Raw genomic sequence first — 15,266 nt, 5'->3', positions numbered from 1 at the left:
ACGCGAGCCAGAACCACCATACGATAGCGGCGATAAGCCCTAGCCCCGCCAAGTTGATCAATAAGCTCATGCGGCGTTCTCCTGGCTGGGCGATTTCCAGAGTCGTAATCGATTGGCGTTACTCACCACGGTGATGGAAGAGAGCGACATGGCAGCGCCCGCGATCATCGGTGAGAGCAGCGTGCCGGTGAGCGGGTAGAGCACCCCCGCGGCGATGGGAATGCACAGCAGGTTATAACCAAACGCGCCCACCAGGTTTTGCTTGATATTGCGCAGCGTGGCGCGGCTGATCTCGATCGCAGACGCCACACCGTGCAGCGAGCCGCGCATTAGCGTGATACCGGCGCTCTCAATCGCCACATCGGTGCCTTGGCCAATCGCAAAGCCGACATTCGCCCTGGCTAGCGCGGGGGCGTCGTTGATACCGTCGCCGACCATGCCAACGATTTCACCTGCTTGCTGACGGCGCTCAATTTCAGCGTGTTTATCCTCAGGCAGCAAACCTGCCCGGAACTCGTCAATACCCACTTCCTGGGCAATAGCTTTGGCGGTGTGCTCGTTATCCCCGGTTAACATCACGATGGTTAAACCATCTTTTTGCAGGCGTTTGATCGCGGCCACGGTGTCGTGGCGAAGCGGGTCGCTGATGCCAAACAGGGCGGCCAGCTTGCCGTCCACCGCCAGGTACACTAGCGTGCGCGCCTGCTCCTCAAGCGACCGTGCCTGCTCTTCGCCTGCTGCAAGATCCACCCCCGCTTCTTTAAGCAGTCGCGCATTGCCCAGTAGTAGTGTTTTGCCGCCGGGCATTTGGGCTTTGACCCCGCCTCCGGTGACGCTGTCAAAAGCGTGAATCTCAGCAGGTTTAGCATTTTGTTCATCCGCGTAGCTCATGAGCGCCGCCGCCAGCGGGTGCTCGGAGCCGCGCTCCAGCGCGTGCACCCACCCCAACGCAGTGGATTGCTCGACGCCAAACAGCTGCGCATCGGTCACGCTAGGCTTGCCCTGGGTAAGCGTGCCGGTCTTATCGACTACCAGCGTGGTCAGCTTGCTGGCGGTTTGCAGTGCCTCGCCGCTGCGTACCAGTACCCCTTGCTCTGCCGCTTTACCGACGCCGATCATGGTAGAGATCGGCGTCGCCAAGCCCAATGCGCAGGGGCAAGCAATGATCAGCACGGTGGTCGCTGTGACCAGCATATGAATCACTTGGGGCGCTGGGCCCAGGTTGAACCATATCAGCGCCGTCAGTACGGCAATGATCATGACTGAGGGTACAAATACACTGGAGACCTGGTCGGCCAGCTCGCCAATCGGTGGGCGCGAGTTTTGGGCACTCGCTACCTGTTCGGTAATTTGCCCCAAGCGGGTATCCGCGCCCACCCGTGTGGCGCGATAGATCAAGCTGCCTTTGCCATTCACCGTGCCCGCGCTGACCTCATCTCCCACGCGCTTGGCGATCGGCAGCGGCTCGCCGGTGAGCATCGACTCGTCGATATTGCTTTGGCCTTCAACGACGTCGCCATCTACTGGCAAGCGCTCGCCGGGGCGCACCCGTATCTGGTCGCCTGCACGCACCGCGTCAATCTCAATCTCCTGCTCGTGGCCGTCGCGAATCACCCGCGCCGTTCGGCTCTGCAGGTCAAGCAATCGTTTTAGCGCGTCGCTAGTGCGTCCCCGGGCGCGCAGCTCCATGGCATTGCCGAGAAGTATTAGTCCGATCACCATCGCTGAGGCTTCAAAGTAGATGCCCTGGGCAACCTCGGGCAACCATGGCGCAAATAGCACAACGGCCATGGAATACAGCCAGGCGGCACCAGTGCCCATGGCGACCAAGGTATCCATATTGGCCTGATGATGCTTAAACTGCTTCCAGGCGTTGACGAAAAAGTGGCGTCCTGGGAAGGCCAAAATACCCAAGGTTAACAAGCCGATTACCAGCCAGTAGAGGCGCCCCATGCCCATCGGGTGGGGGTGGAAAAACAACATGCTCATCATTAGCGGAATCGCCAATGCCAACGAGATCGCACTGCCGCGCAGTCGCCGTTGGTAGGTCTTGGCGTCCTGTTCAGCACGCGTGCGCTCGGCCTCACGCATATCCACGATGGGCTCTGCTCCATAGCCCACCGCCTCCACGGCAGCGATCAGTGTCTGGGTTTCAGCACTGCCGAATACCTGAGCAGAGTGGCTGCCGAAATTGACGCTGGCGGTGTCGACCCCTTCCGTGCGCTCAAGCGCTTTCTGCACGCTCTTAACGCAGCTGGCGCAGGTCATCCCACTAATCGCCAGTCGCTGCTTTTTGCCTTGTCCTTGGACATGGGCATTTGCGGCTTTTGTAGCTTCAGCATCAGAAGCTGCTGCGGTATCTGACTGCGTATCAGCTGTGTCTTGGGCTGTTGCGTCCAGAGCTGCGGTTGGTGGATAACCCGCCTCGGTTAAGTACTGATCCAGCTCAGCGTCAGTTAAGGATGAAACCACCTCAAGGCGTTTTTCGCTGGGCGTGCCGGTTACGTCGGCGCTAGGGTCACCGTTTTGCACTGCCTCGCGCATACGCTTTACGCAGCCTTGGCAGTTCATGCCGGGGATGGTGCGAATAGTGACGACATTACTAGAGTCACTCATGGTGTTTCCTTAGCAGGTGCTGTCTCGGGGAAGTTCTCAATTAAACGGCAAACGCTGTGTCCATTGGGCGAGCCGTCGGGCATATGCTGCCAACTGTCCATAGCCTGTTCCATTCGCTCTGCCAGCGCTTCAAGCTCAGCAATACGTGCGCGGATTTGTGGCAGGCGGCTGGCGAGTAAGTCGCGTACTAAGGGGCAGGGGGAGTCGCCTTGGTCGGCGTGGGTCAGGATGTCGCGGATCTCCGCCACGCTAAAACCGAGCTTGCGGGCGCGCTGAATAAAGCGCAGCCGCTCTAAGTCGGTATCTGAAAATAGCTGATAGCCATTATCCGGATGGCGCTGCGGGGCAAGTAGCCGCTCACGCGCGTAGTGGCGTACGGTCTCGGCGGTAACACCGCCCCGTTTGGCAAGCTCATTAACTTTCATGGCCTGTTCTCCCGACCGGTTAAATAGTGTCTGTTAAGTGTAGAACCTATGGGTTACCCATAGGTCAAGGCGACCTTTGTGGAAGACGTTAAAATGACTAAAACACTGATTTAAAACGACCGTGCGACTAATGTATAAGTCAAAAATAAAATAAAACGAACGTTTGCCCTTGAACCTTTGGCCCAGTTGCGAGAAAACAGTCATGTAAAGAATAACGAGAGTGGATTGTCGGTATCCACTGGATCATCGGGAAGAGAGGCCCACTATGAATAATAAATTTAATAAGCTCACCCTGGCCGCTGCTATTACAGCAACTGCCTTCGCCAGCCAAGCCCACGCGGGCGGATATCAGGTCAACGAGCAGAGCGTGAGTGGGCAGGGCTACGGCCATGCCGGGCGCAGCTCTAATATTCATGATGCAACCATTGTGTACGGTAACCCGGCGGGCATGTCGTTTTTAGACCGAGCCCAGGTTACCGTTGGTGCTACGTATCTAAATGTGAATACTGACATCTCTAATGTCGAGGCTTCTCGCTATATTGACTCTGGGGTCGCGCTTGGTGGTGCGCCAAATGGTAATCAGATTCCCGTCGGTAGCATTCCAGGGGGGAACGCCGGCGATATGGTGCCAGGAACGCCTGTACCCTTTGCTTTCTATGCGCAGCCAGTGACTGATCGGCTAGCGTTCGGGTTTGGGGTGTATGCACCCTTTGGCTCAAAAACCGATTACGAAGATGACTTCCAGGGTCGTTATTTTGGCGACTACACCGAAGTCAAGGTGGTTAGTGCGCAGCCGACAGTTTCTTACCGCTTTAATGACCAGTTGTCAGTAGGTGCGGGCGTTACTTACAACCGAGTAGAAGGTGAGCTACGTCGCCAGCTTCCCTCTGAGCCAACCTTTAATGCTGAGAACGACATCGACTCGCGCGTTGACGGTGAAGACGAAGCGTGGGGCTACAACCTAGGCGTAATCTATCGCCCGGTACCCGAAACCACCTTGGGGCTAACCTACCGTTCAAAAGTGGACTACACATTAGAAGGGGATTTTAGCGCTACCGACCCTCTGGGTAATGTCCTTCGCTCAGATACCGCGAGCCTGGATTTAACCACCCCAGAGACGGTTAACTTCTCAGTAACTCAACAGATGAGCGATCGTCTCAAGCTGATGTTTGGGGCATCCTGGGTGCGTTGGAGCCACTTTGATCAAATTCTGGTTACCGGTAGCCAAGGCAATACGATTACTCAAGAACTTCAAAACTACTCAAACGCATGGGCATTTGCCACTGGCGGCGAATATCAGTTAACGAAGACACTAGCGCTTCGTGCTGGGGTGACGCTGGACTTTACACCCACCAATGATGAAGACCGCAGCGTTCGTATTCCTTCCGATGATCGGCGGATTTTCTCGCTGGGGGCAGGGTGGAGCCCAACGCCTGATATGACTATTGACGTGGCGTACTCCTACCTCACCGAACGCGGGACTTTTGTTGATCAGGAGCGTAGCGACCTGCTGGCCAGCCAGGCCACGGGTGGCCAGCCGGTAGGCGGCGCCTCCTACTCAGCCGACTACAAAAACGAAGCCCACGGTTTTGGTGCGCAGTTGACCTATCGCTTTTAAGCTTTAGAGAGCCAAACCCCAATGAAACCCGGCGCACGCCGGGTTTTTTATTGCTGGGTGGCTGCCATTGGATGCGGGGTGTGCCGGCTTTCGTTACACTATGCGCTTTTCTGATCGATACACCTCTTTCGATCCGAGTAGACCAAGCTAGGGCGATCCCATGTTGGAAACCAATCCGATTCACAACCAGCTCAAGGACCTGTCTGAGCGGACAGCTGTTCTTAGGGGGTATCTTTGACTATGCCGAGAAGAAAGATCGGCTAGAAGAGGTTACCCGCGAACTGGAAGACCCCAATGTCTGGAACGATCCAGACTATGCGCAGAAGCTAGGCAAAGAGCGCGCCTCCCTCGAAGCCATTGTGGCAACCATTGACGAGCTTGAGCAGGGCCTGGGCGATAGCCGGGATCTACTTGAGCTTGCCGAAATGGAAGAGGACGAAGGCACCGTCGAAGAAGTATGCAAAGAGCTGGATAGCATGCAGGCAGCGCTTGAGAAGCTTGAGTTTCGGCGCATGTTCTCCGGCGATATGGATCAGAATAACGCCTACCTGGATATTCAGTCCGGCTCCGGCGGCACTGAAGCCCAGGATTGGGCCAATATTTTGCTGCGCATGTACCTGCGCTGGGCAGAAAGCCACGGCTTTAAAGCCGATATCACCGAAATCTCCGCGGGCGAAGTGGCAGGCATTAAGTCGGCCACGGTGCATATCCAGGGTGACTACGCTTTCGGCTGGCTGCGCACCGAAACGGGCGTACACCGCCTGGTACGTAAGAGCCCGTTTGACTCGGGCGGCCGCCGGCATACCTCTTTTGCTTCCGTGTTTTTGTCGCCGGAAATCGATGACAGTTTCGAGGTGGAAATTAATCCCTCGGACTTGCGCGTTGATACCTACCGCTCTAGCGGCGCGGGCGGTCAGCACGTTAACACCACCGATTCGGCGGTACGGATTACCCACGAGCCCAGCGGTATTGTGGTCGCCTGCCAGGGGCAGCGCAGCCAGCACGCCAACCGCGACTTCGCCATGAAACAGTTGAAAGCGCGGCTGTGGGAACACGAGATGCAAAAGCGCAATGCCGCCAAGCAGGAGGCCGAAGACTCAAAATCCGATATCGGCTGGGGCAGTCAGATCCGCTCTTACGTGCTTGACGACCAGCGTATTAAGGATTTGCGCACCAGCGTGCAGTCCAGCAACTGCGATAAAGTGCTCGACGGGGATATTGATCAATTTATCGTCGCTAGCTTGAAGCAAGGTTTGTAATCTTTTTAGCGTTTGAACATAAATAGGGTGCCCCATGGCTAACCAAGACGCGTCTCCTGCAGACAACGAAAACCACCTGATCGCCGAGCGACGAGCCAAGCTGACCGCTCGCCGCGAACGCGCCGCTGAGCAGGGAAAGAGTGCGTTTCCCAATGATTTTCGTCGCGATAGCTTAACCGTTGAGCTGCAAAACGCCTTCGGCGATAAAGACAAGGCCGAGCTTGAAGCGTTGGATCACCATGCTTCGGTGGCCGGCCGTGTGATGCGTCAACGTGGCCCCTTCATCGTCATTCAGGATGTGGCTGGGCAAATTCAGCTTTACGTGGATAAAAAAGGCCTGCCCGCCGACGTGCTTGAAGACGTTAAAAGTTGGGATATTGGCGACATCGTCGCCGCCCACGGGCCGGTGCATAAATCCGGCAAGGGCGATCTGTACGTGATGATGAAAGAGGCGCAGTTGCTCACCAAGAGCCTGCGCCCGCTGCCGGATAAGTTTCACGGCCTCACCGATATGGAAGCCCGCTATCGCCAGCGCTATGTGGATCTGATCATGAACCCGCAGTCGCGCAAGGTGTTTGAAACCCGTGCCGCGGTGATCAGCTCCATGCGTCGTTTCTTTGAAGCGCGCGGCTTTATGGAAGTGGAAACGCCCATGCTGCAGCCGATTCCTGGCGGTGCGGCGGCGCGCCCCTTCATTACTCACCACAATGCGCTGGATATCGATATGTATCTGCGTATCGCGCCGGAGCTTTACCTCAAGCGCTTGGTGGTGGGCGGCTTCGAAAAAGTCTTCGAGATTAACCGCAACTTCCGCAATGAAGGCTTATCCACGCGCCACAATCCAGAGTTCACCATGGTGGAGTTCTACTGGGCCTACGCGGATTACCGTGATCTGCTCGATATGACCGAAGCCATGCTGCGCACGGCGGCCGAAGAGGTGCTGGGTAGCACCATTATTGAGTACCAGGGTGCCAGCTACGATTTCGGCAAGCCGTTCGCCCGCTTAACCTTGCGACAGGCGATTCTCGACCACGGTGACGGCATTGCCGACAGTGATCTGGATTCGCTGGAAGCGGCGCGGGCCACTGCTGAAAAGCTCGGCATCAAGGTCAAAGAGAGCTGGGGCCTGGGCAAGGTGCAAACGGAGATCTTTGAAGAAGTGGCCGAGCATAAGCTCGATCAACCGACCTTTATCACCGAATACCCGGCAGAAGTTAGCCCGTTGGCACGGCGTAACGATGCCAACCCCTTCGTCACTGACCGCTTTGAGTTCTTTGTTGGTGGTCGCGAAATCGCCAACGGTTTCTCGGAGCTCAATGACGCCGAAGACCAGGCGGAGCGCTTCCGCGCTCAGTCAGCGGAAAAAGATGCTGGCGACCTGGAGGCGATGTATTACGACGCGGATTACGTGCGTGCCTTGGAGTACGGCATGCCGCCCACCGCCGGTGAAGGCATCGGTATTGACCGGCTAGTGATGCTGTTCACCGATAGCGCCTCGATTCGGGATGTACTGCTGTTCCCGGCGATGCGCCCTGAAGTGGACTAACACGCTAAGATAACGGATGAAAAGTTGGTAAGGGCGCGTTATAGCGCCCATAATGATCAACGTTTCGACGGCGAGGAGAATCCCATGAAACTGCTTAACCGCTCCGCACTGAGCGTCAGGCCGACCCAGCCCTTTGTGGACTGGATCAACGCGCTCGAACCCACCATGGGAGACGATGACCTGACCCTGGACGACGTCGAGCGCGAAAGTACCATTTACCTAATTCCCGAGATGGATACCCCGGAAGCACTGGAAACCTTTGTACGCGACCGCTACGTGGAAATTCTCGAAACTGAGCTGCGCGCTTGGGAAGAGGACGAACGGCAGTGGCCGGGCAAACTTGACTGGGCTCTGTTTCAAGAGTTTGTGCGCGTTGAGCACAGCTACCTCGCGATTGACTTGGACGACGAAACGCCGCTGGAAATCTCAGAAGTGGATGACGCGCTGTTGCTCGACAGTGAGCAGGACTAGCGATTAGCGTGCTAATATTGGGTTCTGCCTGGCGCTTGCTAGCTGACTATCCAAGTAACACCTAGCGCAAGTGTATCGAAAAACCGGCTTAGGCCGGTTTTCTGCTTTTAGCTGTTTCGCTTAGGAACGCCACTCATGCGACTATTTGAAACCCGCCCGGGAGATGATGGTTTACCCGGTCCTGAACGCGCCCTTGCTGTACTGGCGTTGGTAACCGGTACCTTGATGGCGGTGGTCGACACCACCATGATCAATCTGGCGCTGCCTACCATTGCTGCCGATTTGGATGTGTCGGCATCCCGAGCCGTATGGATTACCAACCTCTTCCAGGTTGTTTGCGCGGCTTTCTTGCTCGTGTTTGCGGGTATTAGCGAGTTGATTACGCGTCGCAGACTCTACTTATTTGGGCTCGCAACGTTTGTTGTTGCCGCGCTAGGGGCCGCGCTGTCGCGCAATCTGGAAACGCTGCTGGTGTTTCGAGCCTTCCAGGGGCTAGGCGCTGCGGCCACGCTGTCGATCGGTCCCTCGCTTTATCGGGCCATTTTTCCCTCACGGCTTTTGGGCAGTGCCCTTGGCTTGAGTGCATTGGTGGTGGCCGGAGGCTATGCAGCAGGGCCCACGCTAAGCGGTGTGATCCTGTCGTTTGCAGACTGGCCCTGGCTATTTGCGTTAAATGCGCCGCTGGGTCTCTGCTCGCTGTGGTTGGCCAAACGGGCCTTGCCCAGGGAAGAGCCACGCAAAGGCAGCTTTGATGTGGCGGGTGCGCTGCTCTCCATCGTAATGCTGGCCAGTTTCTTTATCGCCATGGACGCCGTGAGCCACGCCGCCCCGCTTTGGCAAAGCGGAGGCTGGGCGCTGTTGGCCGTGCTTGCCTTTAGCGGATTTGTTCATCGCCAACGGCGTGCACCTTACCCGCTGTTGCCGCTGAGTGTGTTTGCTGAGAAACGCTTTACCTTGGCCGTCTCTGCCTCGGGGCTTGCCTTTATCGGCCAGGGGCTTACTTTTGTAGCACTGTCGTTTTTCTACCAGGAGCAGATGGGCTTTTCGCCACTGGAAACCGCCTGGCTGTTCACTCCCTGGCCACTGGCGATTATGCTAGTGGGGCCAGTCGCGGGACGCTTAGCTGATCGTATCAACCCCAGCGTGTTTTCAAGTACCGGTCTTGGTCTGCTCATCATAGGTTTGATTGCGCTGGCGCTTGTCGATGAGTCGACCGGGGTCGTAGGCAGCCTATGGCGTACCGCACTATGCGGCATTGGTTTCGGGCTGTTCCAGCCACCCAATAATCGCGAAATGATGGGCAGCCTGCCAGCGGAGCGCAGCTCGAATGTTTCTGGGGTAATGAGTACCACACGCACGGTGGGGCAGTCGTTTGGCGTGGCTCTGGTAGGGGCTGCGTTGGCCCTGGGTTGGCCGGTGCAAGTGACGCTTTGGCTGGGCGCCGCGACCACGCTGCTGGCATTGTTGGCCAGTTTGGCACGCATGCCGCTGGCAAGACGCGCGTTACACGCCCGTAGGGCATCGTCTGCGAAGCAGTAAGCGCGTACAATAAAGTGGTTTCTGATCCTTAAGGAGAACTCCATGACGCTGCAGACACAGATTGAGCAGAAGTTAGCGGCGCTCGCGCCCGACGTGCTGCAGGTTGAAAATGAAAGCCATATGCACAATGTGCCCGCGAACTCGGAAACCCATTTCAAGGTGACCCTGGTGAGCGAAGCCTTCGACGGTATGATGCCGGTTAAGCGTCATCAACAAATCTATGCGCTGTTGGCCGACGAGCTCTCGGGCCCGGTGCATGCGTTGGCACTGCATCTTTATACGCCTAATGAGTGGCAGGCGCGGGGCGGGGAACGGCCGAATTCTCCCAACTGTCGCGGCGGCGGTCAGTGAACCAGGAAGTCACTCGGCGTCACTATTTAGACGCCATGGGTATTACCGCCTGGGCCGCTAAATACCAGTTACCTAACGCACTACCTACTGAGTCCTGTGAGTGGGAGGACGCGACGCCTGCCCCGACGCCGCCGCGGGAGCGGCTGCAGGCGTTGCTAGACGACGCCCCCGCGCCCAGACGTCAAACGTCCAAACCGCAAGCGCCCGAACCCCAGACCCCAAGCGAAGCCATTACTTCTCCCACTGCGGTGCGAGCACTGCTGGGTCAAGACAAGCCAGCACAAAAGAAACCGGCGATTGCCAGCCCAGAAGCGGCGACGCCTAGCGTCGAAGTGGCGCCTGCCACGCCAGCCAAACCCCTTAAGTTTGAACTCTCCTGTGTGTGTCTTGAGGGCCGCTGGCTGGTGCTGCAGGCGGGTGAAATGAGTGTGCTTGAACAGCAGCTGCTGGCTAATCTGTTACAGGCAGTGGGCATTCAGCGGGGCACAATGCCTGAAGCGACGCGCTTCACCTGGCCACAAATGGCCAATGCCTTTGTAGTTGAAGATCCATTGGATGAAGCCCGCGAAGGTCTGGCGGCTTTCATCGCTGGCGGTGTGAGTCGCCAGGGGTGGCAGTTGGAGAGACTGCTCTGGTGGGGTGAGCTGGAAGCCGAGCCCGATACCGAATCAAGGGCTGAGCAAGCGCCGCTGGATCGCATACTGAACGTGGCGGATGGTCAGAGCCAAACGCTCTCGCTGCCCCTATGGCAGGGGCCCACGCTTGCGTCGCTGCTCGACGGTAGCCAAAGCAAGCGCGATCTTTGGCCCGCGCTTCAAGCACTAGGCCAGCTATGGGCGGCTGATGCTAAGCAGGCAACGGATGATCACTGAACTCAACGTTGAGCACCTGGCCCTGCTAATTGCGCTTGAACGTCACGCGCAGAGCGGGACTTCCGACGCGCAAATGCTCGCCGCATTGGGCAGCCAGGACAGCTGTGTGTTGGGCTGGTGGCAGGATGAACTGCTGTTAGGGTACGCCATCGTAGCGCGACTACCGTTTGAAGCGGAGCTGCAAGCGATCGGCGTGCATCCCGAGCAGCGCCGGAGCGGAGCCGGTCGTGCACTGATGGACGCTGTACTGGCCACCGCACGCGGCTGGTTGAGTGAGCGGCTGCTGCTAGAGGTGCGCGTGGGTAACCTTAGCGCTATCCGGCTTTATCAGCGCTGTGGGTTTAGCGAAGATGGGCGGCGCAAAGGGTACTATCCACCTCAAGGTTCTTTATCGGCAACGCCGCAAGGCGCCGTCGGGCGTGAGGACGCGCTGCTGATGTCCCAATTACTTTAGGGTAGCAGCGCCTCAAGCCATTGGTTAGGACGTGCTGGAAGTGTCGAGACTGTCAAATTTGCTGAGTAGACTGTTGAGGCGACGCTCCCACTCTTCACGCTCCTCTTTCAGTTTGGCGTTTTCGCCGCTTAGCTCTTCATTTTCCAGCTTCATCATCTCCAGTGCGTCAACGGTATCGGTGACTTTCTGTTCAAGCTGATTAAATAGCTCCAGACTCATGTATCTCTCCCTAGCGTAAAAACGAAAACCCAAAATTAGGTCATAAAAAGTCACCCAAAAGAACAAGCGCACAGCTTGTCAGTAGGGACGAATGAGGCGAGCGTAACGCCACCGCCGCGTGGCGGCAAGCGCTGTTTACGGCACTTGGCGTAGATAGAGTCGCGCGGTGCTTTCGCCAGCCTTGGTTTCGCGGTGCAATAGCCAGTTGGCGGGCACGTTGGGGGCCAGCGATGTCTCGGTTTCCAGATAAATCATCGCCTCCTCCGATAACCAGCCGCCGATTTCTAGCGCCGCACAGCAGGGCGCGGCTAGCTGCTGATGGAAAGGCGGGTCGAGAAAGACCAGCGCATAGGGCTTGGCAGGGCGCGTCAGGTAGCTCTGAACATCGTTAACATGCACCGCGCTTGCGGTAATATTGAGCGTTGCCAGATTGGTCGACAGCTGCGCCGCTACCCGCGGGTCGCGCTCGATAAAATCGACCCACGCCGCGCCGCGGGAAAAGGCTTCAATACCCAGCGCGCCGCTACCCGCGAATAGATCGAGCACCTGCTGGCCGTAAAGTTGCTGTCCCAGCCAGTTGAACAGCGTTTCGCGCACGCGGTCGGGGGTTGGTCGTAGGCCGGGGCTATCCAGCACCGGCAACTGGCGGCGGCGGAATTCGCCGCCGATAATGCGAAGCTTCCCAACTGGCTTACCGAGGGGCTTACCAGATGATTTGCCCGCCCGCTGAGCAGGCGTGCGGCGAGACGTAGAGGATCGAGGGGGGCGTTGTCGTGTCATAAGGCGGATTGTAGCGGGCGGTTTATCCAAAGTCTTGGGTTACGGTGTTAGCATAACCTTAATGTTCACTATTTATGTCGGGTAACACTCATGTTTGGTTTTTTTAAGCGTAAGAATAAGCAAGATCAGCAGCAGGCGACTCAAGACCCGCAGCAGGCGCAGGAAGAGCCGTTAGACGAGCAGCCTCAAGAGCAAACCGTTGAGCCGGATAGTGCAACGCCCGACGCTTCCGATAAAGCGGTTGAAGAGAGCTTAAAGGCACCGGAAACTTTGCCAGAGCCAGAGCCAGAGCCAGAGCCAACACCCGCGCCTGCGTTGCAAGACAAACCGGTGGCCAAAAGCGACCAAAAAGGTTGGTTTGCGCGTATCAAGTCAGGCTTGGGAAAAACCCGCGCCAATTTAACCGACGGTATTGCCGATCTGTTTCTAGGTAAAAAACAGATCGATGACGAGTTGCTGGAAGATCTGGAAACGCAGCTATTGATGGCCGATGTGGGGATTGACGCCACTAGCGAGATTATTGGCCGCCTGGAGGCGCGCGTCTCGCGCAAGGAGTTGAACAACCCTGAGGCACTCTACCGTGGCCTGCAAGAGGAGTTATCTACCATGCTGGCGCCGGTGGCCAAGCCGCTTGTGCTTGAGAAGGCAGGCACAGGGCCCTTTGTTATTTTAGTCGTGGGCGTTAACGGGGTGGGTAAAACCACCACCATCGGCAAGCTCACCCAGCGTTTTCAGCGCGAAGGCAAAAGCGTCATGTTAGCGGCCGGTGACACCTTCCGTGCCGCGGCTGTCGAACAGCTCAAAGTATGGGGCGAGCGCAACAAGGTGCCGGTGATCGCCCAGCACACCGGCGCCGATAGCGCCTCGGTGATTTACGATGCGGTAGCGGCCGCCACCGCCCGGGGTATTGATGTGCTGATCGCCGATACCGCCGGGCGGCTGCATAACAAAAGCCACCTGATGGAAGAGCTGAAAAAAGTCCATCGAGTGATGCAGAAGCTCGACGATACGGCGCCTCACGAAGTGATGCTGGTGCTGGATGCGGGCACCGGCCAAAACGCTATCTCCCAGGCCAGCACCTTTAATGACGCCGTACCGGTCAGCGGGATCACGCTGACCAAGCTGGACGGCACTGCCAAAGGCGGGATTATTTTCGCGCTGGCCAAACAGCTGGAAACACCGATTCGCTTTATTGGCGTAGGGGAGGGTATCGACGATCTGCGCCCCTTCGAGGCCAATGATTTTGTCCAGGCGCTGTTTGACCGCCAAGGGGATGATGCCAGCGCATGATCGCTTTTGAGCATGTGGGAAAACGCTACGGCGGACGCTTTGAAGCGCTAGCGCATCTTAACTTTCGGGTTGCCCGGGGCGAGATGGTGTTTCTGACCGGCCACTCCGGCGCAGGGAAGAGCTCGCTGCTACGCCTAGTGATGCGTCTTGAGAAGCCTAGTCGCGGTCGCGTTGTCGTGGCGGGCCACGATATTGCCCAACTGCATGCCAGCCAAGTGCCGTTCTATCGGCGTCAAATTGGCGTGGTCTTCCAGGATCACCAGCTGTTATTTGATCGCAGTATTTTTCACAATGTCGCCCTGCCATTGGAAATCCAGGGCATTGAGCCACGTGAGGCTGCACGACGCGTGCGTGCCGCGTTAGACAAAGTGGGGTTGTTGCATCGTGAAAAAGCGCTGCCCATAGAACTATCAGGTGGTGAGCAGCAGCGGGTGGGCATTGCCCGGGCAGTGGTCAATAAGCCCGCGCTGCTGCTGGCCGATGAGCCAACGGGCAATCTGGATCCCCAACTCTCGGCGGACATCATGGGGCTGTTTGAGGATTTTAACCGGATTGGTACCACGGTGATGATCGCCAGTCACGACTTGGCCCTGATTGCTCGACTTCGCCACCGCATCCTGCGTTTAAGCGATGGTCGTTTGGTCGCCGATGAGGGGGCGGTATGAAACCGTCGATGACGCCAAAGCGCCGACAAGGCGCGGCATTAAAAACGCCGCGCAAAGCGGCTGCTAAACCAGCGGTCGATAAAGCCCCCCAGCGGGGCGCCAGATCGCAGCAGACGCGTTTTTCCAGCCGCTTACGGGGTTGGGGGCGCCACCACCGCAGCATGGCGTGGGACAGCTTTCAGCGCTTGGTACGCTACCCGCTGGGTAATCTGCTGACCATGCTGGCGATTGCTATTGCGCTGGTGCTGCCAGCCGCGCTGTGGTTAACCCTGGATAGCGCGCGCCTGTTGGATGCGGAGCTTGATGAGAGCGCTACGCTAACGGTTTATCTTGAATTGACTGCCGACGATGCCCAAGCGCTACGTATCGAAGAGGCGGTCAATGCGGAAGCCAACGTGCTCGAAACCCAGTTAATTAGCGCCGAGCAGGGCATGGCGGAGTTTCAACAGTCGCTGGGGCTCGATGATGCCTTAGCGGGGTTGGAGAGTAACCCGTTACCTATCAGTATGGTGGTACGCCCTGAAAGCGTTGAGCCGGTTGCCATGCAACAGTTGGCCAGCCGCCTTGAAGCGCTCGCAGGAGTCGATGAGGTGCGCCTCGATCTGGCCTGGGTGGAGCGGCTAAGAAACTTAGCCGAACTAGGCCGCCGTGTGGCGCTGGCACTGGGAGCGCTGTTTGGGCTGGGCGTACTGCTGGTGGTCGGCAATACCATTCGTCTCTCGGTGGAGAGTCGCCGCCGGGAGATTGAAGTGGTGATGCTAATTGGCGCTACCCATGCGTTTGTCAGGCGGCCTTTTCTGTATAGCGGTGCCTGGTACGGATTGGGCGGTGGGCTGTTAGCGCTGGGGTTGTTAGGCCTGGGTAATCACTGGTTGTCATTGCCAGTAGCTGCACTGGCGGCGAGCTACGGGGCGAGCTTCTCGTTACCCCAACTCGACGTGACAGGCTCTACAATTCTGCTATCTTGCAGTACACTACTAGGCTGGCTGGGTGCCTGGTTGGCGGTGACACGCCATCTCTCAAGCATTCGGCCAAGATGATGGATGGGTTTTTGGATGGGTTTTAGGCAAATAATGCGATACGGCTAAATTACTTAACGTGCGAACTTTATTTTTACGTTAAGGTCTTAGGATTACAGGCGTCGTATCACTGAATTAGTAT

The 15,266-nt window shown here is 57.4% G+C and carries 15 protein-coding genes; 11 read left to right on the top strand and 4 right to left on the bottom strand.

What is annotated here, in order from left to right:
- Nucleotides 1–66 precede the first annotated feature (66 nt).
- Nucleotides 67–2,616: a heavy metal translocating P-type ATPase gene (locus tag A6R74_RS18950; protein ID WP_240488270.1), complete on the bottom strand. Its 2,550-nt coding sequence runs from the start codon at nt 2,614–2,616 to the stop codon at nt 67–69.
- On the bottom strand, nt 2,613–3,041 hold the full coding sequence (locus tag A6R74_RS18945) for a MerR family transcriptional regulator (RefSeq protein WP_064236023.1): 429 nt from the start codon (nt 3,039–3,041) through the stop codon (nt 2,613–2,615). Before A6R74_RS18945 ends, A6R74_RS18950 begins: the two co-directional genes overlap by 4 nt.
- Before the next feature lie 265 nt (nt 3,042–3,306).
- Here A6R74_RS18945 and A6R74_RS18940 point away from each other — a divergent pair, with 265 nt between their 5' ends.
- From A6R74_RS18940 to A6R74_RS18905, 8 genes are all read left to right on the top strand, one after another.
- A complete protein-coding gene (locus A6R74_RS18940; protein WP_064236022.1) occupies nt 3,307–4,659 on the top strand; it encodes an OmpP1/FadL family transporter in 1,353 nt (450 codons plus the stop codon).
- A 160-nt stretch (nt 4,660–4,819) separates the two neighbouring features.
- Nucleotides 4,820–5,918, top strand: a protein-coding gene (gene prfB, locus A6R74_RS18935; protein WP_121499426.1) for a peptide chain release factor 2 whose coding sequence is annotated in 2 segments (ribosomal slippage) — nt 4,820–4,894 and nt 4,896–5,918 — 1,098 coding nt in all. Because the reading frame shifts where the segments join, the coding sequence is not laid out codon by codon here.
- Between the two features lie 34 nt (nt 5,919–5,952).
- Nucleotides 5,953–7,464 carry a lysine--tRNA ligase gene (gene lysS, locus A6R74_RS18930; protein ID WP_064236021.1) on the top strand — a complete coding sequence of 504 codons (1,512 nt, stop codon included), beginning with the start codon at nt 5,953–5,955 and terminating at the stop codon, nt 7,462–7,464.
- 84 nt (nt 7,465–7,548) lie between these two features.
- Nucleotides 7,549–7,935 (top strand): hypothetical protein, encoded by a 387-nt coding sequence (locus tag A6R74_RS18925; RefSeq protein WP_064236020.1) that lies wholly within the window; start codon nt 7,549–7,551, stop codon nt 7,933–7,935.
- A 135-nt stretch (nt 7,936–8,070) separates the two neighbouring features.
- On the top strand, nt 8,071–9,474 hold the full coding sequence (locus A6R74_RS18920; RefSeq protein WP_064236019.1) for an MFS transporter: 1,404 nt from the start codon (nt 8,071–8,073) through the stop codon (nt 9,472–9,474).
- A 42-nt stretch (nt 9,475–9,516) separates the two neighbouring features.
- The gene (locus A6R74_RS18915; protein WP_064236018.1) at nt 9,517–9,825 is read left to right on the top strand and encodes a BolA family protein; all 309 of its coding nucleotides are present in this window, start codon (nt 9,517–9,519) and stop codon (nt 9,823–9,825) included.
- On the top strand, nt 9,822–10,697 hold the full coding sequence (locus A6R74_RS18910; protein WP_064236017.1) for a hypothetical protein: 876 nt from the start codon (nt 9,822–9,824) through the stop codon (nt 10,695–10,697). Before A6R74_RS18915 ends, A6R74_RS18910 begins: the two co-directional genes overlap by 4 nt.
- Nucleotides 10,687–11,151, top strand: a complete 465-nt coding sequence (locus A6R74_RS18905; protein ID WP_064236016.1) for a GNAT family N-acetyltransferase — start codon at nt 10,687–10,689, stop codon at nt 11,149–11,151. The genes A6R74_RS18910 and A6R74_RS18905 overlap by 11 nt, the downstream gene beginning before the upstream one ends.
- Before the next feature lie 24 nt (nt 11,152–11,175).
- On the opposite strand, the gene zapB is transcribed toward A6R74_RS18905, so the two are convergent.
- Together zapB and rsmD are read right to left on the bottom strand one after the other, a co-directional pair.
- Nucleotides 11,176–11,370, bottom strand: a complete 195-nt coding sequence (zapB, locus tag A6R74_RS18900; RefSeq protein ID WP_064236015.1) for a cell division protein ZapB — start codon at nt 11,368–11,370, stop codon at nt 11,176–11,178.
- 135 nt (nt 11,371–11,505) lie between these two features.
- Nucleotides 11,506–12,150 carry a 16S rRNA (guanine(966)-N(2))-methyltransferase RsmD gene (rsmD, locus tag A6R74_RS18895; protein ID WP_064236014.1) on the bottom strand — a complete coding sequence of 215 codons (645 nt, stop codon included), beginning with the start codon at nt 12,148–12,150 and terminating at the stop codon, nt 11,506–11,508.
- Between the two features lie 90 nt (nt 12,151–12,240).
- Here rsmD and ftsY point away from each other — a divergent pair, with 90 nt between their 5' ends.
- Genes ftsY through ftsX form a run of 3 tightly spaced genes read left to right on the top strand, consistent with a single transcriptional unit; the run spans nt 12,241 to nt 15,145 of the window.
- Nucleotides 12,241–13,440, top strand: coding sequence for a signal recognition particle-docking protein FtsY (gene ftsY / locus A6R74_RS18890; protein WP_064236013.1), 1,200 nt, complete (start codon nt 12,241–12,243; stop codon nt 13,438–13,440).
- Nucleotides 13,437–14,105: a cell division ATP-binding protein FtsE gene (gene ftsE, locus A6R74_RS18885; RefSeq protein WP_064236012.1), complete on the top strand. Its 669-nt coding sequence runs from the start codon at nt 13,437–13,439 to the stop codon at nt 14,103–14,105. Before ftsY ends, ftsE begins: the two co-directional genes overlap by 4 nt.
- Complete coding sequence (ftsX, locus tag A6R74_RS18880) at nt 14,102–15,145, top strand: permease-like cell division protein FtsX (RefSeq protein ID WP_064236011.1); 1,044 nt, start codon at nt 14,102–14,104, stop codon at nt 15,143–15,145. The genes ftsE and ftsX overlap by 4 nt, the downstream gene beginning before the upstream one ends.
- Nucleotides 15,146–15,266 lie beyond the last annotated feature (121 nt).

This window comes from Halomonas sp. ALS9, from assembly GCF_001651035.1.
Classification (GTDB): domain Bacteria; phylum Pseudomonadota; class Gammaproteobacteria; order Pseudomonadales; family Halomonadaceae; genus Vreelandella.
Note: the sequence above shows the minus strand (reverse complement) of the source record. Positions and strands in the feature narration are given on the sequence as shown.

What these genes read in the sequence shown, in the direction of transcription:
- A6R74_RS18950 (WP_240488270.1), bottom strand. Translation starts at nt 2,616, where the DNA reads ATGAGTGACTCTAGTAATGTCGTCACTATTCGCACCATCCCCGGCATG.
- A6R74_RS18945 (WP_064236023.1), bottom strand. Translation starts at nt 3,041, where the DNA reads ATGAAAGTTAATGAGCTTGCCAAACGGGGCGGTGTTACCGCCGAGACC.
- A6R74_RS18940 (WP_064236022.1), top strand. Translation starts at nt 3,307, where the DNA reads ATGAATAATAAATTTAATAAGCTCACCCTGGCCGCTGCTATTACAGCA.
- lysS (WP_064236021.1), top strand. Translation starts at nt 5,953, where the DNA reads ATGGCTAACCAAGACGCGTCTCCTGCAGACAACGAAAACCACCTGATC.
- A6R74_RS18925 (WP_064236020.1), top strand. Translation starts at nt 7,549, where the DNA reads ATGAAACTGCTTAACCGCTCCGCACTGAGCGTCAGGCCGACCCAGCCC.
- A6R74_RS18920 (WP_064236019.1), top strand. Translation starts at nt 8,071, where the DNA reads ATGCGACTATTTGAAACCCGCCCGGGAGATGATGGTTTACCCGGTCCT.
- A6R74_RS18915 (WP_064236018.1), top strand. Translation starts at nt 9,517, where the DNA reads ATGACGCTGCAGACACAGATTGAGCAGAAGTTAGCGGCGCTCGCGCCC.
- A6R74_RS18905 (WP_064236016.1), top strand. Translation starts at nt 10,687, where the DNA reads ATGATCACTGAACTCAACGTTGAGCACCTGGCCCTGCTAATTGCGCTT.
- zapB (WP_064236015.1), bottom strand. Translation starts at nt 11,370, where the DNA reads ATGAGTCTGGAGCTATTTAATCAGCTTGAACAGAAAGTCACCGATACC.
- rsmD (WP_064236014.1), bottom strand. Translation starts at nt 12,150, where the DNA reads ATGACACGACAACGCCCCCCTCGATCCTCTACGTCTCGCCGCACGCCT.
- ftsY (WP_064236013.1), top strand. Translation starts at nt 12,241, where the DNA reads ATGTTTGGTTTTTTTAAGCGTAAGAATAAGCAAGATCAGCAGCAGGCG.
- ftsE (WP_064236012.1), top strand. Translation starts at nt 13,437, where the DNA reads ATGATCGCTTTTGAGCATGTGGGAAAACGCTACGGCGGACGCTTTGAA.
- ftsX (WP_064236011.1), top strand. Translation starts at nt 14,102, where the DNA reads ATGAAACCGTCGATGACGCCAAAGCGCCGACAAGGCGCGGCATTAAAA.